The following is a 22,403-nucleotide window of genomic DNA, read 5'->3' as shown; positions in this document are numbered from 1 at the left end:
ATTTTCGATTTACGGCGACCCCGCCGCAGGTGAACGCAGCGGGGCAGGCAGACCTTATTGCAAGCGCTCCATGAAGGAAAGATCGGCGTCGGCGAAATCGGTCTGGCTGCTTTGGTTGCGCCTATACCCGCCAGCGCCGTCCATCGAGGGCGAGGCCGAAGCGGGTGGGGGTGCGGGCAAAGCTGGAAAGGCCGGCAAGGGCTGCGAGCGGATGGGTCACAACATAGGTCGGGATCGCTTCCAGCAGCCTGGTGTGCGGGGCCTTGTCCTCGAAGGCGGCGCGGAATTCCGGCTTTTTCAGCGCCGGCAGGATCTTCTGCGAGATGCCGCCGGCGAGATAGACCCCGCCGCGGGCCATGAAAACCATCGCCATGTCGCCGGCAAGGCGGCCGAGATAGGTGGAAAACAGCGAGAGCGTTTCCACCGCCTGCGGGTCGGTGCCGTCGAGGCCGTGCTGGCTGACATCCTTCGGTTCATAGGGTTTCGGTTCGATGCCGTCGGCGGCGCAGATGGCGTTATAGAGGTTCACCATGCCGCGGCCGCACAGTATCTGCTCGCCGGCCACCCGGCCCTCGATGGTCTTGATGTGCGGAAAGATTTCGTAATCGCGCGCGGTGCGCGGGCCGACATCGATATGCCCGCCTTCGCCCGGAACCGGGATCCAGCGCTCCTCGGCATGGACGAGGCCCGCGACCCCGAGCCCGGTGCCGGGGCCGAGCACGACCCGCGAGGCCAGCATCTTGTCCGGCCGGTCGCCGATCGGTTCGCGAAACTCGTCCGGCATGTTGGCGATCGCCAGCGCCTGGGCCTCGAAATCATTGATGACGATCACGTCGACGAGGCCAAGATGGGCGATCATGTCGTGCGGCTTCACCACCCAGTCGCAATTCGTCAGCGGAATTTCATCGCCCCGGATCGGGCCGGCAACCGCGAGGATCGCGCTTCTCGGCTGCAGCGATGACTTGTCCATAACCGCCGCCTGGATCGCATCGTTGATCGTGGCGAAATCGGCGGTGTGCACGATCGGGAAGTCGCGCGGCTCGGCATAGGGATCGACCAGCAGCGAGAAGCGGGCATTGGTGCCGCCGATATCGCCGATCAGGATGGGGAAGGCGAGCGGTTGTTCGAGCGGTATTCTGGCCATGGTGTCTCCCCTTGCGATCGGCAAAGCGCTTCTGCTTCTGGCGGTTCCGGACGGTGCGGCGATATCAACCCGAAAGTAAGATCCGCAAGCCGGTTTGGCGTTTCCTACATCAGTTCAAACCGCTTTGAAAGGGACGGCTCACCCTCTCGGCCTTTGCGTCGGCACGGGGCCGATCTCGGGCCATGGCGCCAGCGGCGGCAGTGGGATTACCGGCGTCAGCGCGGCCTGCGGCAGTTCGGCCGGCGCCGGCGCATCGAGCACGGCCGTGCAGGCCGCCGGCAGGTCGGACATGATGGTGTAGCTCGGCCGGGTCGGCTTCGGCGGCGGTTTTGCGGGTTTCTCGGGCGGTTTTTCAGGCTTTGCGGGCGCCCAGGGCTCGTCGGAAAGCCACCAGGCAAGGTTCGCGCCGCAGCCGTCATCGGCCATATCCACACGGTTCTGCGGATCGCAATCGGGCGAGCCGGGGCGGCAGAACAGGCGGATATGGAAATGGTAGTGATGGCCGTAATAGGGCCGCACCTTGGCAAGGTTGGTGCGCTCGCCCTTCCAGTCGTCGCAGAGCGCCTTCTTGATGCCCGGATGGACGAAGATGCGCTGCACCTCCGGATAGCTCGCCGCTCGCATGATCAGGCGCTCGTGGGCCGGGGTGAATTTCTCCGGATCGACAAACAGCGTACCGTCGTTCTTCAGCACGGATTGAGCGGAGATGTCCTCCCGCTCGCGTAGCGTCAGCCGCCGGTCGGGCATCGGGTTCAGCCAGATATCGGCATCGAGCCCCACCTGATGGGAGGCATGGCCGGACAGCATCGGCCCGCCGCGCGGCTGCGAAATGTCGCCGACCAAGAGCCCCGGCCAGCCGTCATATTGCGCGGCCTCGCGCGACAGTTTCTTGATCAGCGCGATCGTGTCGGGGTGGCCGAAGCGGCGGTTGCGTGAAAGCCGCATCGCCTGCCATGTCGGCCCGTCGATCGGCAGCGCCTCGGCCCCGGCAAGGCAGCCCTTGGTATAAAAGCCTATCGATTGCGGCTTACCGGCGCTCGGCGCGGCTTCCGACGCGAACAGCACCTTGGCGGGCGGCGGAAAGTCCTCGGCAACGGCGGAAGATGTCGTCATCGCAAGGGCGAGGACCCCGGACAGGGTTTTGATCCACCGCATGCTGTTGCTCCCTCCATGCCGCGCGTTCCGGCCGAAACGGCAGGCGCAAAACCCGCTGCCACCATGTTTTCACGAAATGGCCACTTGTGCACCCATGCCGATATTTGCTTATTCTTGTTGCTGAAACGAGAAAAGCAAGCACGCAGAAGGCAAAAACCATGTGGATAAAGGCTGCTCGGGCGATCGTGTTCGCCGTCGCGGGGCTTTCAGCCCCCGCTGTCCTGGCTGAGGACAATGGCGGCGGCGACTGGCATTATGCCAGCGCGCTGACCGGGAGCCCGCAATATGCCGCGGATTTCGCGCATTTCGATTATGCCAATCCGGATGCGCCGAAGGGCGGCGAGCTGAAGCTTTCGGCGACCGGCACGTTCGATTCGCTCAATCCCGTGCCCTATGGCGGCAATAAGGCGATCGGTCTCGGACTGGTGTTCGAAACGCTGATGACCTCGTCTCAGGACGAGATCAATGCGATGTACGGCCTTCTGGCCGATGCCTTCCGCTATCCCGAAGATATTTCGTCGGTCACATACAGGCTGAACCCGGAAGCGAAATTCTCCGACGGCGAGCCGGTAACGGCGGAAGACGTCGTCTTCTCCTTCGACAGCTTCAAGAAGCTGAACGCCCAATATGCCAATTACTACCGCCATGTGACCAGCGCCGAAGCGACCGGCGAGCGCGAGGTGACCTTCCATTTCGACGAGACGGGAAACCGCGAACTGCCGCAGATCGTCGGGCAGCTTCTCGTCCTGCCCAAACACTGGTTCGAGGATGAGGACGGCAATGTCGTCCATGATATCTCCGCCAGCACACTGGAGAAGATCGTGGGCTCCGGCCCCTATGTGGTCGACACGGTCAATCCGGGATCGTCGATCACCTATCGCCTGAACGACGACTATTGGGGCAAGGATCTCAACGTCAATGTCGGGCGCAACAATTTCGGCACGGTGAAATATCTCTATTTCGCCGACCTCGATGTCGCCTTCGAGGCCTTCCGCGCTGGCACGTTCGATTTCTGGGTCGAGACCCGGGCTAAACGCTGGGCGACCGGCTATAATTTTCCGGCGGTCAAGGATGGCGATGTCACCCGCGAGGCGGTGCCTAACCCGCTGCGCACCGCCGGCATCATGCAGGCGCTGGTGCCCAACAACCGCCGCGCGCCATTCGATGACAAGCGCGTGCGCGAGGCGTTGATCTATGCCTTCGATTTCGAGACGATCAACAAGAACCAGTTGAGCGACGCCTATGCGCGCGACAATTCCTTCTGGTTCGGGACCGATCTGGCCTCATCCGGCCTGCCCAAGGGCGAGGAGTTGCAGATCCTTGATTCGGTGCGCGATCTGGTGCCGCCGGAGGTGTTCAACAAGGCCAACAAGCTGCCGGTCGGCGGCACGCAGGAGCAATCGCGCGCCAATCTGCAGAAGGCGTTCGGGCTTCTGCGCGAAGCCGGATTTGAAAGGCAGGGCGGCAAGCTGGTGAACAGCGAAACCGGCGAACCCTTCGCCTTCGAAATCCTGCTCGACAATCCTTCGCTTCAGGTTGTCGTGCTGCCCTATGTCGAAAACCTGCGCAAGCTCGGCATCGACGCCACGGTCCGCGTAGTCGACACCTCGCAGTACCAGAACCGGGTGAACGATTTCGATTACGACATGATATGGGAGCTGTGGGCCCAGTCGCTGAGCCCGGGCAACGAGCAGTTCAACTATTGGGGTTCGCAATCGGCCGACCAGCCGGGCTCGGAAAACTATGCCGGCATTTCCGATCCGGGCGTCGACGCGCTGATCCAGAAGATCGTGTTCGCCGATGACCGCGACACGCTGGTCGCCGCCACCAAGGCGCTCGATCGGGTGCTGCTCGCCAATGACTATATCATTCCGCTCTATTATTCGCGCGACTACCGCATCGCCTACTGGGACCGGATCACCCACGGCGAATTCCCCGAATACGGCCTCGACTTCCCCGCCGGCTGGTGGTCGACGGAGGCGGAATGAGGGTGCGGCTTGGCGGCGAGGGCGTGGCGGTTACTTTGCGTAGAACTATCCACGACCTCCAGACAATCTCCCCCCTTGAGGGGGAGATGCCCCGACAGGGGCAGAGAGGGGTGAACCGTTTCGGCAAATTCGGAGCGGGCGGTTTACGCCCATTACCCCTCTCTGTCGCGTTCGCGACATCTCCCCCTCAAGGGGGGAGATTGAGGGGGGCTATGCGGTCAGGCTCTGTCAGAGGACACGCCTGATGGGCTCCTACATCCTTCGCCGCATCCTGTTGATGATCCCGACGCTGATCGGGATCATGACGATATCGTTCATCATCGTGCAGTTCGCGCCGGGCGGGCCGGTGGAACAGGTGATCGCCGAGATCAACGGGCAGGGCGGCGGCGCGGAAAGCCGGATTTCCGGTGGCTCCGATGCCGGCATGTCGATGGACAGTTTCGACAGTTCCTCCTCCTCCAGCTATCGCGGGGCGCAGGGGCTCGATCCTGAGTTGATCGCCGATCTCGAGCGCCAGTTCGGCTTCGACAAGCCGCCGCTGACCCGTTACCTGCTGATGATGCGGGATTTCGCGACCTTCAATTTCGGCGACAGCTTCTTTCGCAATTCCTCCGTCATCGACCTCATCATCGACAAGCTGCCGGTGTCGATTTCGCTCGGCGTGTGGGTGCTGATCCTGTCCTACGGCATTTCGATCCCGCTCGGCATCCGCAAGGCGGTGAAGGACGGTTCGCGCTTCGATGTCTGGACTTCCGGCGTGATCGTGATCGGCTATGCCATTCCGGGCTTCCTGCTCGGCATCCTGCTGATCATCCTGTTTGCCGGCGGCTCCTTCTTCGACTGGTTTCCGCTGCGCGGCCTGGTCTCCGACAATTTCGCGCAACTGCCCTTGTGGCGGAAGCCGCTCGACTATTTCTGGCATCTGGCGCTGCCGCTGATCGCGCTGTCGGTGTCGTCGTTTGCCACCACCACGCTTTTGACCAAGAACTCGTTCATCGACGAGATCGGCAAGCAATATGTCGTCACCGCCCGCGCCAAGGGGCTGACCGAGAACAGGGTGCTTTACGGCCACGTGTTCCGCAACGCGATGCTGATCGTGATCGCGGGCTTCCCGGGCTCGTTCATCCTGGCCTTCTTCACCGGCTCGCTCCTGATCGAGAACGTGTTCTCGCTCGATGGTCTCGGCCGGCTCGGCTATCTGTCGCTGGTCAATCGCGACTATCCGGTGGTGTTCGCCACGCTTTATATCTTCTCGCTGCTCGGGCTGGTGATCGGGCTCATCTCCGACCTGATCTACACCTGGATCGATCCGCGCATCGACTTCGAAAAGAGGGATGTGTGAGATGAGCGAACTCGCATCCCCCGATGTGGCGGCAAACGTGCCGAAATCAGGCATCCTGTCGCCGATGAACCTCCGTCGCTGGCAGAACTTCAAGGCGAACCGGCGCGGTTTCTGGTCGCTCTGGATTTTCCTGTTCCTGTTCATCATCAGCCTTGGCGCGGAATTCGTCGCCAACGACAAGCCGCTGATCGCCTCCTATAACGGCGAAATCCTGTTTCCGGTGCTTGTCGATTATCCCGAGGAGAAATTCGGGGGCTTTCTTGCCGTCACCGATTACCGCTCGGGCTTCATTCGCGACGAGATCGAGGCCAATGGCTGGATGATCTGGCCGCCGGTGCGCTATTCCTATCGCACGATCAACGCCAATGTGCCCTATTCCGCGCCAACGCCGCCCTTTTGGCTGATGAGCAAGGAGGAGCGCTGCGCGGGCTACCCGCAGGGCGTCGATGATCCGGCCTGCGTGCTCGGAAATATGAACTGGCTCGGCACCGACGATCTTGCGCGCGACGTTTTGGCGCGGGTGATCTACGGGTTCCGCATATCGGTGCTGTTCGGCCTGCTGCTCACCGGATTCTCGGCCGTCATCGGCGTCAGTGCCGGCGCGGTGCAGGGCTATTTCGGCGGCTGGGTCGATCTTTTGATGCAGCGCTTCATCGAGATCTGGTCGTCGCTGCCGACGCTCTACATTCTTCTCATCATCGCCGCGATCCTGCCGCCCGGCTTCTGGGTGCTGCTCGGCGTCATGCTGGTATTCTCCTGGGTCAGTTTCGTGGCGGTGGTGCGCGCGGAATTCTTAAGGGCGCGCAATTTCGAATATGTCCGTGCCGCCCGCGCGCTCGGCGTCGGCAATGGCACGATCATGTTCCGCCACCTGCTGCCGAACGCGATGGTGGCGACCTTGACCTTCGTGCCGTTCATCCTGTCGGGCGCGATCGTGACGCTGACCTCGCTCGATTTCCTGGGCTTCGGCATGCCGCCGGGCTCGCCCTCGCTCGGCGAGCTTGTCAACCAGGGCAAGAGCAATCTGCAGGCCCCCTGGCTCGGCATCACCGCCTTCATGACGCTGTCGATCATGCTGTCGCTGCTGGTGTTCGTCGGCGAGGCGGTGCGCGATGCGTTTGATCCGAGGAAGACGTTCCAATGAGCAAGACGCCTCTTCTTTCCGTCAAGGACCTTTCCGTCGCCTTCCGCCAGGGCGGGGCGGACAGCCTTGCCGTCGACCGGGTGTCGTTCGACATCATGCCGGGCGAGGTGGTGGCGCTGGTCGGCGAATCGGGCTCCGGCAAATCGGTAACTGCAGCTTCCGTGCTGAGGCTGCTGCCCTATCCGGCGGCCAGCCATCCGAGCGGTGAGATCCTGTTTGCGGGTCGTGACCTCCTGAAAGCCGATGACAGGACCCTGCGCGAAGTGCGCGGCGGCGATATCACCCAGATCTTCCAGGAGCCGATGACCTCGCTCAACCCGCTCCACACGGTCGAGCGCCAGGTGGGCGAGACGCTGGCGCTGCATGCCGGGATGACGGGCGCTGCGGCGCGCAAGCGGATATTGGAGCTCCTGAACGAGGTCGGCATTCGCGAGGCGGAAAAGCGGCTTGGCGCCTTCCCGCATGAGCTTTCCGGCGGACAGCGCCAGCGCGTGATGATCGCGATGGCGCTCGCCAACCGTCCGAAACTGCTGATCGCCGACGAGCCGACGACCGCGCTTGATGTGACGGTGCAGGCGCAGATCCTGAAACTCCTGAAGTCGCTTCAGCGCGACCATGGCATGTCGATGCTGTTCATCACCCATGATCTCGGCATCGTGCGTAAATTCGCCGATCGCGTCTGCGTCATGACCAAGGGCAAGATCGTCGAACACGGCCCCGTTGCCGAGATTTTCGATGACCCGCAGCATGACTACACAAAACACCTGCTCGCCGCCGAGCCGAAGGGCACGCCGCCGGCGCATGATCCGGCGCGCGAAGTGGTGATGGAGGCGGACAATCTGAAGGTCTGGTTCCCGGTCAAGACCGGGCTGTTGCGCAAGACCGTCGATCACGTCAAGGCCGTCAACGGCATTTCGCTGAAGCTGAGGGCCGGCGAGACGCTCGGCGTCGTCGGCGAGAGCGGGTCGGGCAAGACTACGCTCGGTCTGGCGCTGACGCGGATGATCTCGTCCGAAGGCCGGATCGCCTTCGTCGGCAAGGATATCGACGCCTACAGTTTCAAGGCGATGAAGCCGCTGCGCGAGCAGATGCAGATTGTGTTTCAGGACCCCTATGGCTCGCTATCGCCGCGCATGTCGATCGGCGAGATCATCGCCGAGGGGCTGAAGATCCACGAGTGCGGGCTTTCCGCCGCCGAGCGCGAAGCCCGCGTCGGCGCGGCGCTGGAGGAAGTGGGGCTCGACGCCGCCACCCGCTGGCGCTATCCGCACGAGTTCTCCGGCGGCCAGCGCCAGCGCGTCGCGATTGCCCGCGCCATGGTGCTCAAACCACGCTTCGTGATGCTCGACGAGCCGACCTCCGCGCTCGACATGAGCGTGCAGGCGCAGGTGGTCGACCTGCTTTCCGCGCTGCAGAAGAAGCACAATCTCGCCTATCTGTTCATCAGCCACGACCTGAAAGTGGTGCGCGCGCTGGCGAACGAGATCATCGTCATGCGGCTTGGCGAGGTGGTGGAGCGCGGACCGGCGAAGGACGTTTTCGAAAATCCGCAGGCCGAATATACCAGGGCGCTGCTGGCCGCCGCCTTCGATATCGAGCCGGTCGAGGCCGACTGACCTTTCTGCCGGCTCCGTCGTTTTCCCCCTCAACTACGTCAAATTGCGTATGTGGGGTTTTCCCGCCCTCAACGATAGTTGGTCGAGGCGCCGTTCTCGCGGCGTCGCGAATTCCAAAAGCCGTTCAGGCGATAGTCGTTGAGGGGAACAAAACGATGAATTTCACAAAGGGATTGACCAGCGCCGCGCTTCTCGCCGCGCTCACCACCGCCGGCATGGGCGGCATGGCCTATGCCCAGGAAGACACGATCAAGGTCGGCATCCTGCATTCGCTGTCCGGCACGATGGCGATTTCGGAAACCACGCTGAAAGACGCCATGCTGATGCTGATCGAGCAGCAGAATGAGAAGGGCGGTCTTCTGGGCAAGCAGCTCGAGGCCGTGGTTGTCGATCCGGCATCGGACTGGCCGCTCTTCGCAGAAAAGGCGCGCGAGCTGATCGAGGGCGACAATGTTGCCGCCGTGTTCGGTTGCTGGACTTCGGTGTCGCGCAAATCGGTTCTGCCGGTGTTCGAGGAACTCGACAACATCCTGTTCTACCCCGTCCAGTATGAGGGCGAGGAAAGCCAGCGCAACGTCTTCTATACGGGTGCCGCGCCCAACCAGCAGGCCATTCCCGCCGTCGACTACCTGATGGAAAATGACGGCGTCGAGCGCTGGGTGCTGGCCGGCACCGACTATGTCTATCCGCGCACCACCAACAAGATCCTCGAAGCCTATCTCAAGGATCACGGCGTTGCCGAAGAAGACATCATGATCAACTACACGCCGTTCGGCTTCTCCGACTGGCAGACGATCGTCTCCGACATCAAGAATTTCGGTTCGGAAGGCAAGAAGACCGCCGTCGTCTCCACCATCAACGGCGACGCCAATGTGCCGTTCTACAAGGAACTCGCCAATCAGGGCATCTCGGCCTCCGATATTCCGGTGGTCGCCTTCTCGGTCGGCGAGGAAGAGCTTGCCGGTCTCGATACCGGCCCGCTGGTCGGCCATCTGGCCGCCTGGAACTACTTCCAGTCCGTCGATACCGACGCCAATTACGACTTCATCGACGCATGGCACGCCTTCACCGGCGATGATGCCCGCGTGACCAACGACCCGATGGAAGCCCATTACATCGGCTTCAACATGTGGGTGAAGGCGGTTGAAAAGGCCGGCACCACCGATCCGGATGCCGTCATCGACGCGCTGGTCGGCATCTCCGTTCCGAACCTTTCCGGCGGCTATTCGGCGATGATGCCGAACCACCACATCACCAAGCCGGTGCTGATCGGCGAGATCCAGGATGATGGTCAGTTCGACATCGTCTACGAAACGCCCGGCCTCGTCGCCGGCGATGCATGGTCCGATTTCCTGCCGGACTCGAAGAACCTGATTGCCGACTGGCGCGCTCCGATGTCGTGCGGCAACTTCAATGTCGAGACCGGGAAATGCGGCGGCATGTCCGAGTAAACTGAGCTCGACGCCGGGCGCGATCAGACCGATCGCGCCCGGTCAACAGGGGGGCGGCCGGATATTGCGAGGCCGTCGATAATGGGGGCGCATGTGTCCAAGATATTCCAGATGCACTGTTTCAGAGCATTCGTTTTAGTAGCCATTTTGTTTCTGACATGTGCGCCCCTTTCTTCTTTTGCCCAGACCGACCTTGCCGGCGCGATCGACCGGTTCGGTTCCTCCCGCAGCTTCGGTCAGACTGAAACCCTGGTCAACGAACTGGCCGCCACCGGCGATGATGCCGCGGTGCCCGCGCTGAAGGCGCTTGCAGCCGGCGACCTCTACGCCCGCAAGAGCGACGGCAAGGTTTTCATCACACGCAAGGGCTCCTCAAGCCGCAATCTTCTGCTGATCGATCCGGTGACCGGCGAGGAGGCCGGCGAAGTCTCCAAGCGCGACCTCGACAAGGTCAAGGTCAACAACAATCTCCGCTCCACCATCGATGCCGCCCTTGCCGGCATGACGCTGATGAGCCCGAAGCGAGACACAAGGCTTTCGGCCGCGCAGTCGCTGCTGAAGGCGCCAAGCGAGGACAATCTGATCCTGATCGAGCAGGCGCTTGAGAAGGAAGAGGACGGCGAGATCGCGACAGTTCTTTCGCAGGCGCGGGCCGTCTCGGTGCTGAATTCCGATCGCAGCCCGGAGGAAAAGGCCGAAGCCATTTCCGATATTGCCGATATCGGCGGGCGCGAGGCGATCTCCATTTTGCTGTCGGCGCGTTCCAGCGTCGGCCCCGATCTGCAGGATGAGATCGATGCCGCGCAGGCGAAGATAGAAAAGCGCCTTGCCTTCTGGGATGTGGCCCAGAATGTCTGGTACGGTCTGTCGCTCGGCTCCGTGCTGCTGCTTGCTGCCATCGGTCTTGCGATCACCTTCGGCGTGATGGGCGTCATCAACATGGCCCATGGCGAAATGGTGATGATCGGGGCCTATTCCACCTTCGTCGTCCAGCAGGTGATCCGCACGTCCTATCCGCACCTTTTCGACTGGTCGCTGGCAATCGCGCTTCCGGTCGCCTTCATCGTCACCGCCGCCGTCGGCCTCGTGATCGAGCGCGGCGTGATCCGCTTTCTCTATGGCCGCCCGCTGGAAACGCTGCTTGCCACCTGGGGCGTATCGCTGATCCTGCAGCAGGCGGTGCGCACCATTTTCGGTCCCACCAACCGCGAGGTCGGCAATCCGTCCTGGATGTCCGGTTCCTTCGATGTCGGGGGACTGATGATCACATGGTCTAGGCTCTGGATCGTGCTGTTCTCGCTTGCGGTGTTCGCGGCCCTCCTGGTGCTGATGAAGCGCTCGGCCTTCGGCCTGCAGATGCGGGCTGTCACCCAGAACCGGCGCATGGCCGCCTCCATGGGCATCCGCACGCCTTGGGTTGATGCCTTCACCTTCGCGCTCGGATCGGGCGTTGCCGGCCTTGCCGGCGTAGCGCTGTCGCAGATCGACAATGTCTCCCCCAACCTCGGCCAGTCCTACATCATCGACAGTTTCATGGTCGTGGTCTTCGGCGGGGTCGGCAATCTTTGGGGCACGTTTGTGGGCGCCTTCTCGCTCGGCATTCTCAACAAGTTCCTGGAACCCTATGCGGGCGCGGTGCTCGGCAAGATCCTGGTTCTGGTCTTCATCATCCTGTTCATCCAGAAACGGCCGCGCGGGCTGTTCGCACTCAAGGGAAGGGCGGTGGAAGCATGATCACGGCCTATCTTTTCCGCTCGCTCGACCGCAAGGTCTCGATCGCGATCATCATCCTCTTTGCGGTCGCCCTTCTGGTGCCGTTCGCAAACCTCATAATTCCGGCCGACAGCGCCTTTCACCTGCCGACCTATCTGGTCTCGCTGTTCGGCAAGTATCTTTGCTATGCGCTGCTCGCGCTGTCGCTCGATCTGGTCTGGGGCTTCTGCGGCATTCTCTCGCTTGGCCATGGCGCGTTCTTCGCGCTCGGCGGCTATGCGATGGGCATGTATCTGATGCGCCAGATCGGGCCGCGCGGCGTCTATGGAGACCCGATCCTGCCGGATTTCATGGTGTTTTTGAACTATCAATCGCTGCCCTGGTTCTGGCATGGCTTCGACATGTTCTGGTTCGCGATGCTGATGGTGCTGCTGGTCCCCGGTGCGCTGGCCTTCGTGTTCGGCTGGTTCGCCTTCCGCTCGCGCGTCAACGGCGTCTATCTCTCGATCATCACCCAGGCGATGACCTATGCGCTGCTCTTGGCCTTTTTCCGCAACGACATGGGCTTCGGCGGCAATAACGGGCTGACGGATTTCAAGGATATTCTCGGCTTTTCGGTGCAGGCCGATACCACCCGGGCCGCGCTGTTCGCCGCTTCGGCCATCTTCCTCGCCATCGGCCTCTTCATTACCTCGGCGATCGTGCGCTCCAAGGCCGGCAAGGTGCTGGTTGGCGTGCGCGATGCCGAAAGCCGGGTGCGGTTCCTCGGCTACCGGGTGGAGAACTACAAGCTCTTCACCTTCGTCGCCTCCGCCATGATGGCGGGCGTTGCCGGCGCGCTCTACGTGCCGCAGGTCGGCATCATCAACCCCGGCGAATTCGCGCCCGCGAACTCCATCGAAGTGGTGATATGGACGGCGGTCGGCGGCCGTGCGACGCTGATCGGGCCGATCATCGGGGCGATCCTCGTCAATGGCGGCAAGACCATCTTCACCGGGCTTTTCCCCGCCTTCTGGCTGTTCGCGCTCGGCGGCCTGTTCGTCGCCGTCACCCTGTTCCTGCCGAAGGGGATTGTCGGCACGCTTGCGCCCCGGTTTTCGAAGAAGCCAGGTCCGGACGCCAGGGAGCGGATCGAACACTCGGAAGAGGCCGAAGCCGGCATTGACGGCATTGCAGAGGAGCCGGCCCGATGAGCCCTCATGAAAAACGCGCCAAGAGCCTGCTCTATCTCGACAATGTCTCGGTGTCGTTCGATGGCTTCAAGGCGCTGAACAGCCTGTCCTTCGTCATCGATCCGGGTGAGCTTCGCGCCGTGATCGGCCCGAACGGCGCGGGCAAGACCACGATGATGGACATCATCACCGGCAAGACGCGGCCGGACGAGGGCGAGGTGTTCTTCTCCGACACGATCGACCTCACCCGCCGCGATGAGGCCGATATCGCCCAGCTCGGCATCGGCCGCAAGTTCCAGAAGCCGACCGTATTCGAAAGCCACACGGTATGGGACAATCTGGAACTGGCGCTGAACCGCAAACGGGGCGTGTTTTCGACCCTGTTTTACAGCCTTACCGGCGAAGACCGCGACCGCATCGAGGAAATCCTCGAGACGATCCGTATGACGGCGCGCCGTGATGAACTCGCGGCCAATCTCTCCCACGGCCAGAAGCAGTGGCTCGAGATCGGCATGCTTTTGGCGCAGGAGCCGAAGCTGCTGCTCGTCGACGAACCCGTCGCCGGCATGACCGATGCCGAAACCGTGGAAACCGCCCGGCTTTTGCGGGAGATCGCGAAGACCCGCGCCGTCGTCGTCGTCGAGCACGACATGGGCTTCGTCCGCGACCTCGGCGTCAAGGTCACCTGCCTCGCCGAAGGCTCCGTGCTCGCCGAGGGGTCGATCGATTTCGTGTCGAACGACCCGAAGGTGATCGAGAATTATCTCGGGAGGTGAGGGGATGATTTTAGCACTGACGCAGCGTCAACCCCCGACAATCTCCCCCCTTGAGGGGGAGATGCCCCGACAGGGGCATAGAGGGGTGAAACTTATCCGAGAGCACGGCGTTTGCGGCTTATGTCCGATACCCCTCTCTGTCGCTTTCGCGACATCTCCCCCTCAAGGGGGGAGATTGAGGCTGGCAGACCTCGCCTCTCCACGTGCTCAAGCAAGGGCGGCTGGCCCTGACCTCCGTCGAAAGGCCCATCCCCATGCTGACCATTGAAAACGTAAACCTCCACTATGGCGCTGCGCAGGCGTTGCGGAATGTCTCGCTGACGGCGGAAATGGGCAAGATCACCTGCGTGCTGGGGCGCAATGGCGTTGGCAAGTCCTCGCTGCTGCGGGCCGTTACCGGCCAGCATCCGATATCGGGCGGTACGATCAGTTTCGGCGGTGACAAGCTTGATGGGCTCGCGCCTTACGCCCGCGCCAAGCGCGGCGTCGGCTATGTGCCGCAGGGCCGGGAAATCTTTCCGCTGCTGACCGTTAGGGAAAATCTCGAGACCGGGTTCGCGCCTCTGCAGCGCGCCGACCGCAACATTCCCGACGAGATTTTCTCGCTGTTTCCTGTGCTGCAGACCATGCTGTCGCGGCGCGGCGGTGATCTTTCCGGCGGTCAGCAGCAACAGCTCGCCATCGGCCGCGCCATGGTGACCCGGCCGCAGATCCTGGTGCTGGACGAGCCGACCGAAGGCATCCAGCCCTCGATCATCAAGGATATCGGCCGCGCCATCCGCTACCTGCGCGACAGCACCGGCATGGCCATTCTGCTGGTCGAGCAATATCTCGATTTCTGCCGCGAACTTGCCGACAAGGTCTATATTATGGACCGCGGCGTGATCGTTCACGAGGGCGCGGCCGAGACGCTCGACACGCCCGAGGCGCGGCGGCACCTGACGGTGTGATGCTTCAATGCGCAAATGAGGAGAATTTGTGCTCTTTTGCGGAAGCCGCCCGTGATCTCGCGCGTCTGACCTTCTGTCAAAGCCGGGCAAGGCAGAGGGAATTCTGAAAGGACCAGCCCCCGGCTATCGATGCGGCACGAAACTTGCGTTTAGCCGATCGACAGCAGCATGATAAGAAGGACAGGCAATGGGCTGGAACCATGAACTGTGCGGGCAAACCGCAGGATCGGCGAGTGCGCGCGCCAGCCAGCCTGTGGTGGCGCGTGAGGCGGCGCGACTTCGGGAGTGGGCATGGACGGCGGGATGGAACTGTTGATGCCGGGCCTCACCACGGGGGCGCAGCGAACATCGGGCGCGGGACGCGTGAGCGCGAAATCGGCCGGCGGCAAATCGCGTCTTGATGTCTTCTATCAGGAGGGCGCGGCCAAGATCCGCATTCCCGAAAGCTTCGACGGCGCGATGGAGGCTGTGCTGATCAACACCTCCGGCGGGTTGACCGGCGGCGACCGGCTGCAATGGGAACTGGAGGCGGGTGACGGCACGGCGCTGACGGCCACCACCCAGGCCTGCGAGAAAATCTACCGCTCCGACAGCGGCCCGGCGGCGATCGATACCGAGATCAGGGTTGGCGACAATGCCCGTCTCGACTGGCTGCCGCAGGAAACCATTCTGTTCGACGACGCCTCGCTCAACCGCAGGCTCGATGTCGATCTTGCCGAAACGGCCGAGTTTCTTGCGATCGAGGCCGTGCTGCTTGGCCGCAAGGCCATGGGCGAGGCGGTGCGCTGCGGCAATTTCCGCGATCGCTGGCGGGTGCGCCGTTCGGGCACGCTGATCCATGCCGAGGACGTGCGCATGACCGGCGATATCGAGAACCTGGTGGCGCAGACGGCGGTGCTCGGCGGCGACGTCGCCTTCGCCACACTGCTCTACTGCGGCCCGCAGGCCGAGGCGCTGATGCCGAAAGTGCGCAAAGCGCTGGGCGAGGCTTCTGCCGGGGCCAGCGAGTGGAACGGCAAGCTCGTCGCCCGCATTGTCGCCGCCGACGGCTATAGTTTGCGAAAAAGCCTGATTCCCGCGCTCAAGGTCTTGCGGGACGGGCAGAATCTGCCGAAAGTCTGGCATCTGTGAGTTGCAACGGAATGAGAGAACCGCATGAACCTGACGCCGCGTGAAAAAGACAAACTGCTTGTTTCGATGGCCGCCATGGTCGCAAGGCGGCGGCTGGAGCGCGGGGTGAAGCTGAACTATCCCGAGGCGATCGCGCTGATTTCCGATTTCGTCGTCGAGGGCGCGCGCGACGGCCGTCCGGTGGCCGAACTGATGGAGGCCGGCGCCCATGTCATCACCCGCGAACAGGTGATGGAGGGCGTCCCGGAGATGATCCACGACATCCAGGTGGAAGCCACCTTCCCCGACGGCACCAAGCTGGTGACCGTGCACGAACCGATCCGGTGAGGAGGAGACCAACATGATCCCCGGCGAACTGATTACTGCAGACGGCGAGATTGAAATCAATGCCGGTCTTCCGACCGTGACGCTGACAGTTTCCAACACCGGCGACCGGCCGGTGCAGGTCGGCAGCCATTACCATTTCTTCGAGACCAATCCGGGCCTTGCCTTCGAGCGCGACAAGGCGCGCGGCATGCGGCTCGATATTCCCGCCGGCACGGCGGTGCGGTTCGAGCCCGGCCAGACGCGCGATGTCACGCTGGTGCCGTTTGCGGGCAACCGCACGGTTTACGGGTTCCGACAGGACATTATGGGGAAGCTTTGATCATGGCCGTTCAGCATTATCACGGAAGCTGCCAGTGCGGCGCGGTCGACTTCGATGTCGATATCGAACTCGGCCACACCATCACCTGCAATTGCTCGCGCTGCAAGCGGCTCGGCTCGGTGCTGGCCTTTGCGCCGCGCGAAGACTTCACGTTGAACAGCGGCGAGGACAACCTGACCGAATACCTGTTCAACAAGCATCAGATCCATCACCTTTTCTGCAAGACCTGCGGCATCGAGAGCTTTGCCTATGCCACCGGCCCCGACGGAGCCGAGATGGTGGCGGTCAACGCCAATTGCCTCGACGGGGTCGATCCCCGCAGCCTCAGCTCACAGCATTACGACGGCGCGGCCGTATAAACTTTCCGCCCAGGAGGAACTTCATGCCTTTCAAGATGTCCCGCGCCTCTTATGCGTCCATGTTCGGCCCGACCACCGGCGACAGGGTGCGGCTTGCCGATACCGAGCTTTTCGTCGAGGTCGAGAAGGACTTCACCCATTACGGCGACGAGGTGAAGTTCGGCGGCGGCAAGGTGATCCGCGACGGCATGGGCCAGAGCCAGGCGTCGCGCGCGGAAGGGGCGGTCGACACGGTGATGACCAATGCGCTGATCATCGATCACTGGGGCATCGTGAAAGCCGATATCGGCATCAAGGACGGTCGCATCGCCGGCATCGGCAAGGCGGGCAATCCGGATACACAGGCCGGCGTCGACATCATCATCGGCTCGGGAACCGAGTCGATTTCGGCGGAAGGCAAGATCGTCACCGCCGGGGGCATGGACGCGCATATCCACTTCATCTGCCCGCAGCAAATCGAGGAAGCGTTGATGGCGGGGCTGACCTGCATGCTCGGCGGCGGAACCGGCCCGGCCTACGGCACCTTCGCCACCACCTGCACGCCCGGCCCCTGGCATATCGAACGGATGATCCAGGCGGCGGATGCCTTCCCGATGAACCTTGCGTTTTCGGGAAAGGGCAACGCCTCGCTGCCGGGCGCGCTGGAAGAACAGGTGCTGGGCGGCGCGGCGGCGCTGAAGCTGCATGAGGACTGGGGCACCACGCCGGCTGCCATCGACAACTGCCTATCAGTTGCCGACAAATACGACGTCCAGGTAATGATCCACACCGACACGCTGAATGAATCGGGCTTCGTCGAGGACACGGTAAACGCTTTCAAGGGCCGCACCATCCATGCCTTCCACACCGAGGGCGCCGGCGGCGGCCATGCGCCGGACATCATCAAGATCTGCGGCCTTTCGAACGTTATTCCGTCCTCGACCAATCCGACCCGGCCCTACACGGTCAACACCATCGCCGAGCATCTCGACATGCTGATGGTATGCCACCATTTGTCGCCATCGATCCCGGAGGACATCGCCTTTGCCGAAAGCCGCATCCGCAAGGAGACCATCGCGGCGGAGGATATCCTGCACGATATCGGTGCGTTCTCGATCATCTCGTCGGACAGCCAGGCCATGGGCCGCGTCGGCGAAGTCATCATCCGCACCTGGCAGACCGCCGACAAGATGAAGCGCCAGCGCGGCCGCCTGCCGCAGGAAACCGGCGAGAACGACAATTTCCGGGCGAAGCGCTATATCGCCAAATATACGATCAACCCGGCGATTGCCCACGGGCTTTCCCACGAGATTGGCTCGGTCGAGGTGGGCAAGCGTGCCGATCTGGTGATGTGGGACCCGGCGCTGTTCGGCGTCAAACCGGAGATGATCATCATCGGCGGCACGATCGCGGCGGCCCAGATGGGCGACCCCAACGCCTCGATCCCGACGCCGCAGCCGATGCATTACCGCTACATGTTCGGGGCCTACGGCAAGTCGCGCACCAATTCCTCCGTCACCTTCGTGTCGGAAGCCTCGCTCGATGGCGGTCTCGCCCACAAGCTCGGCGTCTCCAAGCAGCTCCTGCCGGTAAAGAACACCCGCGGCGGCATCTCCAAGGCCTCGATGGTCCACAATTCCGCCACGCCGGAGATCTCCGTCGATCCGGAAACCTACGAGGTCCGCGCCGATGGCGAGGTGCTGACCTGCGAACCGGCCGACGTGCTTCCGATGGCGCAGCGTTACTTCCTGTTCTGAACGGGGGGCGTCGCTCAGGCGACGACTTTCGAAACCAGATCCGGGTATTGCGCTATCACGCGGACATAGGCGACGGCGAAGTCGGGTGCGGTGACGCGCGCCTGCTCCCAATCGCGAAGCGTGCCCACGGGAACGCGAAATCTGCTGGCGAATTCCGTTTGCGATAGTCCGAGCGCCGTCCTCGTCCGGCGGATCAGGCGAGCGCGTTGGCCGCGATCCTCCGCTGAAGCGCTTACATCGAAGTCTTCGGCGTCAGTCGGGTCAGCTCTCAAGACGATAGGATCGTTCTTCACCCTTGTTACTCCTTCTTACCGATATGAAGCGCGGCATATCGTCCCGCCAAACGAATACGCCGGTAAAACAACGCCCGTCGACCATGCCGATGACCTTGAACCGTTCCTCACCATCTATTGGGCGGATCGACGGTATGATCAGGTGCTCTAAATCATCGAATATACGGTCCCCGAATGCGAGCGGCAGACCGTGCTTCTTCCTGTTGATGGCGTCCTTGGCAGGGTCGAAGCGCTGAACCATGCGAGGATTATACGGAAATTCCGTAATCTCTGCAACCGACGCAGCCACCCATGCGCCCAGCGCATACCCGCTATGCGTTCACCCCTAATAGGGCTTGCCGGCCTTTGATTCCCTGTCTGGAATCGTTAAATTCGCCCTACGCCACAAGCAACAAAATTCCCAAGACTGAGCAAGGAGATCACCATGATCGGCCGTAAAGTTCCGAACGTCACCTTCCGCACCCGCGTCCGCGATGAAAGCATCGAGGGGCCGAATCCGTTCCGTTGGCAGGACATGACCTCGGACGATTATTTCAAGGGCAAGCGCGTCGTGCTGTTCTCGCTGCCGGGGGCTTTCACGCCGACCTGCTCGACCTATCAGCTTCCCGATTTCGAAAAGCTGTTTCCAGAGTTTCAGGCCCAGGGCATCGACGACATCTACTGCATGTCGGTCAATGACGCCTTCGTCATGAACGCCTGGGCCAAGGGGCAGAATCTCCAGCACGTCAAGGTCATTCCGGACGGCTCCGGCGAGTTCACCCGCAAGATGGGCATGCTCGTCAACAAGGACAATCTCGGCTTCGGCATGCGCTCCTGGCGTTATGCCGCCATCATCAATGATGGCGTCGTCGAGCAGTGGTTCGAGGAAGAGGGCTTCTCCGACCTGTGCGAGACCGACCCCTACAGCGTGTCCTCGCCGCAGAACATTCTCGAAAACCTGAAGCGCGAAGCCAAGGCCGCCTGAGGCCTTTCGGACCGCTTTAATGGAAAGCGAGGGCGGTCGGCAACGACCGCCCTTTTTCTTGCGCGGCGTGTCCCGGGTGCTGCGATGCACGCGCTTGCCAAGCGTCGCAATCTTGTTATGAAGGAAGGAACGCCCGGCATCGTTACAGACCGGGTCGATCAAGGGGAAAGCATGCAGCGCGTTACCAGTTTCATTCCCGCGGGCGAGGCCAGCGGCGCGGTCGCCGGCCGCGTCGAGTTGACGCATGACGGGCGGCATCTCCGCCGCAAGGCGCTGAAGCTTGAAGACGGTTCAAGCGTGATGCTCGACCTGAAGGAGGCGGTCCTGTTTGCCACCGGCGATCGGCTGGTGTTGGAGGACGGAAGCACGATCGAGATCGTCGCCGCGCCGGAGGAACTCTATGAAATCCATGCCCATGATAAACTGCACCTGATCCAGCTTGCCTGGCATCTCGGCAATCGTCATCTGCCGGCCCAGATCGAGGAAGGACGGATCCTGATCCTGCGCGATCACGTGATCCGCCAGATGCTGGAAGGCCTCGGCGCGCATGTGCATGAGGTTGTCGAGCCGTTCCAGCCGGTGCGCGGCGCTTATCACAGTGGACATTCTCACGGAGACCACCACCATCACGGCCATCACCACGATTGACGGCGGCGCCGTTTCGGGCGCCGCGCTTTTAAGGCTGCTGTCCTGGCTGTCGCCGGCCTTTCCGCTGGGCGGGTTTTCCTATTCCGGCGGGCTCGAACGCGCGGCGCATGACCGGCTGCTGAAAGACGCGGATGACGTCGCCGCGTGGCTCGCCGTCTCGCTCCGCCACGGGTTTTTGTGGAACGACGCCGTGCTGTTGTGCGAGGCCCATCGCGCGGCGGGCGATCCGGAGCGGCTTGCCGCGACGGCCGCTCTTGCCGGAGCGCTTGCCGGTTCGCGCGAACGCTATGCCGAAACACTGGCGCTGGGCGCTGCCTTTGTCGCTGCCGCCGGCGCGTGGTCCGCGCCCGGTGACGAAGCCCTGCCGTCCGAGACGCCGCTGCCGGTTGCCTTCGGCGCTATTGCCGCATCACACGGCATCGGCCTGGAAGTGGCCTGTCAGGGCTATCTCCATGCCCAGGTGTCGCAGTATATTTCGGCCGCGATCCGGCTGTCGCTTGCGGGTCAGGTGGCCGGGCTTGCCGTGCTTTCCGGGCTCGAGCAGCCGATACTCGACCAGGCGGCGCGGGCGGCGGTGTCCACGCCGGATGATCTCGGCGGCTGCGCCTTCAGCGCCGATATCGCCGCGCTACGCCATGAGACCCAGCATTCACGGCTGTTCCGGTCGTAACGTAAGAGGTAGACGATGAAATCCGAAAACGGACCCCTCAGGGTCGGCATTGGCGGTCCGGTCGGCTCCGGCAAGACCGCGCTCACCGAAAAACTGTGCAAGGCGATGGGCCGCGACTATTCCGTCGCGGTTGTGACCAACGACATCTATACCCGCGAGGACGCCGATGCGCTGGTGCGCATGCAGGCGCTCACCTCCGACCGGATCGTCGGCGTGGAAACCGGCGGCTGCCCCCATACCGCCATCCGCGAGGATGCGACGATCAACCTTCAGGCGATCGCCGAACTCAACAAGCGCATTCCCGATCTCGATATCATCTTCATCGAATCGGGCGGCGACAATCTTGCGGCCACCTTCTCTCCGGATCTTGCCGACATCACGCTCTATGTGATTTCGGTCTGCCAGGGCGAGGAAATCCCGCGAAAGGGCGGGCCGGGCATCACCCGGTCGGACATGCTGGTGATCAACAAGAAGGATCTGGCGCCCTATGTCGAGGTCGACCTTGACGTCATGGCGCGCGACTCCGAGCGCATGCGCAATGGCGGCCCGACCGTGTTCACCGACCTGAAGCGCGGTGATGGCGTCGAAGCGGTTGCCGCCTTTCTGCGAGAGGCAGGGGGGCTCTAAAGCCGCTTCAGCGCCTCGATATCGGTGATCTCGATCGTGCGGCCGTGAACGTTGACGCCGAGGGACTTGAGCGCGCCGAAGGCCCGCGACAGGGCCTCAGGCGCAAGGCCGAGCTTGCCGGCAAGCAGGCTCTTGCGGCAGGCGAGCCGGAAGGTGGCGGGTTCGGAATCTTCCGGACACTGGTCAAGCAGGTAGTGCGCCACGCGCTGCAGCGCCGTGTTGAGCCGGTCGTCGGCCACGCAATCGACAGCTTCGCGCAATTGCGTCGACAGGGAGACGGCGAGCACGCGCGCCAGGCTGCCATCGTCAGTGTTGGCAATCTCCCGCACCTTTGCGAGGTCATAGCACACCAGCGTGGCATTTTCGGCGGCCTGGGCGCTGTAGCGGCAGGCATCGCCGCCGAAGACCATTTCATCTCCGAACGTGTGGCCCGGCCCGCAGATCCGGATATCCGCCTCACGGCCCTCATGGTTTTGCCTGAACAGTCGGACAAAGCCGGTCACGACGCTGTAGAAATGCTGCGCGGGATCGCCTTCCAGAAACAGCAGGTCGGGCGGCGCGACGTTGACGAAGGTGGCGCATTCCATCAGTCTGTTAACCGTCGTCATGTCCGCCGCGGCCGTCAGGCCGGTTGCAATGAACTGTGCTTTCCTGCGTTCGCTCACATTGATGGTCGTGTTCACTGTCCCGCCTCCCATGGCGTGGCTATGATGGTGTGTCTGCACAAAACGGCTCCTTCGCATCTCGCCCACCGCGTTCCGGTCCGAAAGAAAGCGGCCGTTATCGTCAAATTATTATGACGGCGATGCAAAAGGTTTGATTTCAATCAACCAAGCGCGCCGCCGGGCTGAAGAAGGCGCGAGGGGACCGCGGGCCTG

General features: G+C 62.6%; 22 protein-coding genes and 1 pseudogene. 18 read left to right on the top strand and 5 right to left on the bottom strand.

The genetic code is table 11. From position 1 onward, the window contains the following. Positions 1-121: 121 nt before the first annotated feature. Both V6765_RS09115 and mepA read right to left on the bottom strand, forming a co-directional pair. Entirely contained in the window at positions 122-1,144 is a 1,023-nt protein-coding gene (locus tag V6765_RS09115; protein ID WP_448427942.1) for a glucokinase, read from the bottom strand. A gap of 138 nt (positions 1,145-1,282) precedes the next feature. After that, positions 1,283-2,299 (bottom strand): penicillin-insensitive murein endopeptidase, encoded by a 1,017-nt coding sequence (mepA, locus tag V6765_RS09110; protein ID WP_448427940.1) that lies wholly within the window; start codon positions 2,297-2,299, stop codon positions 1,283-1,285. A 158-nt stretch (positions 2,300-2,457) separates the two neighbouring features. On the opposite strand from mepA, the gene V6765_RS09105 reads away from it, so the two are divergent. The 14 genes and pseudogenes from V6765_RS09105 to ureC all read left to right on the top strand — a co-directional run bounded on the left by V6765_RS09105 (position 2,458) and on the right by ureC (position 18,323). Further along, complete coding sequence (locus tag V6765_RS09105) at positions 2,458-4,287, top strand: extracellular solute-binding protein (protein WP_448427938.1); 1,830 nt, start codon at positions 2,458-2,460, stop codon at positions 4,285-4,287. Positions 4,288-4,531: 244 nt separating this feature from the next. After that, a complete protein-coding gene (locus V6765_RS09100; protein WP_448427936.1) occupies positions 4,532-5,629 on the top strand; it encodes a microcin C ABC transporter permease YejB in 1,098 nt (365 codons plus the stop codon). A 1-nt stretch (position 5,630) separates the two neighbouring features. Further along, a complete protein-coding gene (locus tag V6765_RS09095) occupies positions 5,631-6,773 on the top strand; it encodes an ABC transporter permease (protein WP_448427934.1) in 1,143 nt (380 codons plus the stop codon). Further along, the gene (locus tag V6765_RS09090; protein WP_448427932.1) at positions 6,770-8,389 is read left to right on the top strand and encodes an ABC transporter ATP-binding protein; all 1,620 of its coding nucleotides are present in this window, start codon (positions 6,770-6,772) and stop codon (positions 8,387-8,389) included. The genes V6765_RS09095 and V6765_RS09090 overlap by 4 nt, the downstream gene beginning before the upstream one ends. Positions 8,390-8,544: 155 nt before the next feature. Continuing rightward, entirely contained in the window at positions 8,545-9,840 is a 1,296-nt protein-coding gene (gene urtA / locus V6765_RS09085) for an urea ABC transporter substrate-binding protein (protein WP_448427930.1), read from the top strand. A gap of 111 nt (positions 9,841-9,951) precedes the next feature. Then, positions 9,952-11,574 carry an urea ABC transporter permease subunit UrtB gene (gene urtB / locus V6765_RS09080; protein WP_448427928.1) on the top strand — a complete coding sequence of 541 codons (1,623 nt, stop codon included), beginning with the start codon at positions 9,952-9,954 and terminating at the stop codon, positions 11,572-11,574. Next, positions 11,571-12,635 (top strand): annotated as a pseudogene (gene urtC, locus V6765_RS09075) (urea ABC transporter permease subunit UrtC); the annotation flags it as partial. The gene urtB and the pseudogene urtC, both read left to right, overlap by 4 nt. A gap of 107 nt (positions 12,636-12,742) precedes the next feature. Beyond that, positions 12,743-13,501: an urea ABC transporter ATP-binding protein UrtD gene (urtD, locus tag V6765_RS09070; protein WP_448427926.1), complete on the top strand. Its 759-nt coding sequence runs from the start codon at positions 12,743-12,745 to the stop codon at positions 13,499-13,501. Positions 13,502-13,755: 254 nt separating this feature from the next. After that, positions 13,756-14,451, top strand: a complete 696-nt coding sequence (gene urtE / locus V6765_RS09065; protein WP_448427924.1) for an urea ABC transporter ATP-binding subunit UrtE — start codon at positions 13,756-13,758, stop codon at positions 14,449-14,451. A 309-nt stretch (positions 14,452-14,760) separates the two neighbouring features. After that, on the top strand, positions 14,761-15,582 hold the full coding sequence (locus V6765_RS09060; RefSeq protein ID WP_448428780.1) for an urease accessory protein UreD: 822 nt from the start codon (positions 14,761-14,763) through the stop codon (positions 15,580-15,582). 24 nt (positions 15,583-15,606) lie between these two features. Next, the gene (locus V6765_RS09055; protein ID WP_448427922.1) at positions 15,607-15,909 is read left to right on the top strand and encodes an urease subunit gamma; all 303 of its coding nucleotides are present in this window, start codon (positions 15,607-15,609) and stop codon (positions 15,907-15,909) included. A 13-nt stretch (positions 15,910-15,922) separates the two neighbouring features. Further along, positions 15,923-16,228: an urease subunit beta gene (locus tag V6765_RS09050; RefSeq protein WP_448427920.1), complete on the top strand. Its 306-nt coding sequence runs from the start codon at positions 15,923-15,925 to the stop codon at positions 16,226-16,228. A 2-nt stretch (positions 16,229-16,230) separates the two neighbouring features. Continuing rightward, on the top strand, positions 16,231-16,587 hold the full coding sequence (locus V6765_RS09045) for a GFA family protein (RefSeq protein WP_448427918.1): 357 nt from the start codon (positions 16,231-16,233) through the stop codon (positions 16,585-16,587). Positions 16,588-16,610: 23 nt separating this feature from the next. Then, positions 16,611-18,323: an urease subunit alpha gene (gene ureC, locus V6765_RS09040; RefSeq protein ID WP_448427917.1), complete on the top strand. Its 1,713-nt coding sequence runs from the start codon at positions 16,611-16,613 to the stop codon at positions 18,321-18,323. 14 nt (positions 18,324-18,337) lie between these two features. Here ureC and V6765_RS09035 read toward each other — a convergent pair whose 3' ends face one another. Both V6765_RS09035 and V6765_RS09030 read right to left on the bottom strand, forming a co-directional pair. After that, the gene (locus V6765_RS09035) at positions 18,338-18,616 is read right to left on the bottom strand and encodes a helix-turn-helix domain-containing protein (protein WP_448427915.1); all 279 of its coding nucleotides are present in this window, start codon (positions 18,614-18,616) and stop codon (positions 18,338-18,340) included. Beyond that, positions 18,585-18,857: a BrnT family toxin gene (locus tag V6765_RS09030; RefSeq protein WP_448427913.1), complete on the bottom strand. Its 273-nt coding sequence runs from the start codon at positions 18,855-18,857 to the stop codon at positions 18,585-18,587. Before V6765_RS09030 ends, V6765_RS09035 begins: the two co-directional genes overlap by 32 nt. 183 nt (positions 18,858-19,040) lie before the next feature. On the opposite strand from V6765_RS09030, the gene V6765_RS09025 reads away from it, so the two are divergent. The 4 genes from V6765_RS09025 to ureG all read left to right on the top strand — a co-directional run bounded on the left by V6765_RS09025 (position 19,041) and on the right by ureG (position 21,525). After that, positions 19,041-19,580, top strand: coding sequence for a redoxin family protein (locus tag V6765_RS09025; protein WP_448427911.1), 540 nt, complete (start codon positions 19,041-19,043; stop codon positions 19,578-19,580). Positions 19,581-19,751: 171 nt separating this feature from the next. Next, positions 19,752-20,228, top strand: a complete 477-nt coding sequence (ureE, locus tag V6765_RS09020) for an urease accessory protein UreE (protein ID WP_448427909.1) — start codon at positions 19,752-19,754, stop codon at positions 20,226-20,228. Further along, complete coding sequence (locus V6765_RS09015) at positions 20,185-20,898, top strand: urease accessory protein UreF (RefSeq protein ID WP_448428778.1); 714 nt, start codon at positions 20,185-20,187, stop codon at positions 20,896-20,898. The genes ureE and V6765_RS09015 overlap by 44 nt, the downstream gene beginning before the upstream one ends. Before the next feature lie 15 nt (positions 20,899-20,913). Then, the gene (gene ureG, locus V6765_RS09010) at positions 20,914-21,525 is read left to right on the top strand and encodes an urease accessory protein UreG (RefSeq protein WP_448427907.1); all 612 of its coding nucleotides are present in this window, start codon (positions 20,914-20,916) and stop codon (positions 21,523-21,525) included. On the opposite strand, the gene V6765_RS09005 is transcribed toward ureG, so the two are convergent. Continuing rightward, positions 21,522-22,208, bottom strand: a complete 687-nt coding sequence (locus V6765_RS09005; protein WP_448427905.1) for a Crp/Fnr family transcriptional regulator — start codon at positions 22,206-22,208, stop codon at positions 21,522-21,524. The genes ureG and V6765_RS09005 overlap by 4 nt on opposite strands. Positions 22,209-22,403 lie beyond the last annotated feature (195 nt).

The organism is Martelella sp. FOR1707, assembly GCF_053484265.1.
Note: the sequence above shows the minus strand (reverse complement) of the source record. Positions and strands in the feature narration are given on the sequence as shown.

Coding starts and splice junctions, on each gene's coding strand:
- V6765_RS09115 (WP_448427942.1), bottom strand. CDS start 1,144: ATGGCCAGAATACCGCTCGAACAACCGCTCGCCTTCCCCATCCTGATC.
- mepA (WP_448427940.1), bottom strand. CDS start 2,299: ATGCGGTGGATCAAAACCCTGTCCGGGGTCCTCGCCCTTGCGATGACG.
- V6765_RS09105 (WP_448427938.1), top strand. CDS start 2,458: ATGTGGATAAAGGCTGCTCGGGCGATCGTGTTCGCCGTCGCGGGGCTT.
- V6765_RS09100 (WP_448427936.1), top strand. CDS start 4,532: ATGGGCTCCTACATCCTTCGCCGCATCCTGTTGATGATCCCGACGCTG.
- V6765_RS09095 (WP_448427934.1), top strand. CDS start 5,631: ATGAGCGAACTCGCATCCCCCGATGTGGCGGCAAACGTGCCGAAATCA.
- V6765_RS09090 (WP_448427932.1), top strand. CDS start 6,770: ATGAGCAAGACGCCTCTTCTTTCCGTCAAGGACCTTTCCGTCGCCTTC.
- urtA (WP_448427930.1), top strand. CDS start 8,545: ATGAATTTCACAAAGGGATTGACCAGCGCCGCGCTTCTCGCCGCGCTC.
- urtB (WP_448427928.1), top strand. CDS start 9,952: ATGCACTGTTTCAGAGCATTCGTTTTAGTAGCCATTTTGTTTCTGACA.
- urtD (WP_448427926.1), top strand. CDS start 12,743: ATGAGCCCTCATGAAAAACGCGCCAAGAGCCTGCTCTATCTCGACAAT.
- urtE (WP_448427924.1), top strand. CDS start 13,756: ATGCTGACCATTGAAAACGTAAACCTCCACTATGGCGCTGCGCAGGCG.
- V6765_RS09055 (WP_448427922.1), top strand. CDS start 15,607: ATGAACCTGACGCCGCGTGAAAAAGACAAACTGCTTGTTTCGATGGCC.
- V6765_RS09050 (WP_448427920.1), top strand. CDS start 15,923: ATGATCCCCGGCGAACTGATTACTGCAGACGGCGAGATTGAAATCAAT.
- V6765_RS09045 (WP_448427918.1), top strand. CDS start 16,231: ATGGCCGTTCAGCATTATCACGGAAGCTGCCAGTGCGGCGCGGTCGAC.
- ureC (WP_448427917.1), top strand. CDS start 16,611: ATGCCTTTCAAGATGTCCCGCGCCTCTTATGCGTCCATGTTCGGCCCG.
- V6765_RS09030 (WP_448427913.1), bottom strand. CDS start 18,857: ATGGTTCAGCGCTTCGACCCTGCCAAGGACGCCATCAACAGGAAGAAG.
- V6765_RS09025 (WP_448427911.1), top strand. CDS start 19,041: ATGATCGGCCGTAAAGTTCCGAACGTCACCTTCCGCACCCGCGTCCGC.
- ureE (WP_448427909.1), top strand. CDS start 19,752: ATGCAGCGCGTTACCAGTTTCATTCCCGCGGGCGAGGCCAGCGGCGCG.
- ureG (WP_448427907.1), top strand. CDS start 20,914: ATGAAATCCGAAAACGGACCCCTCAGGGTCGGCATTGGCGGTCCGGTC.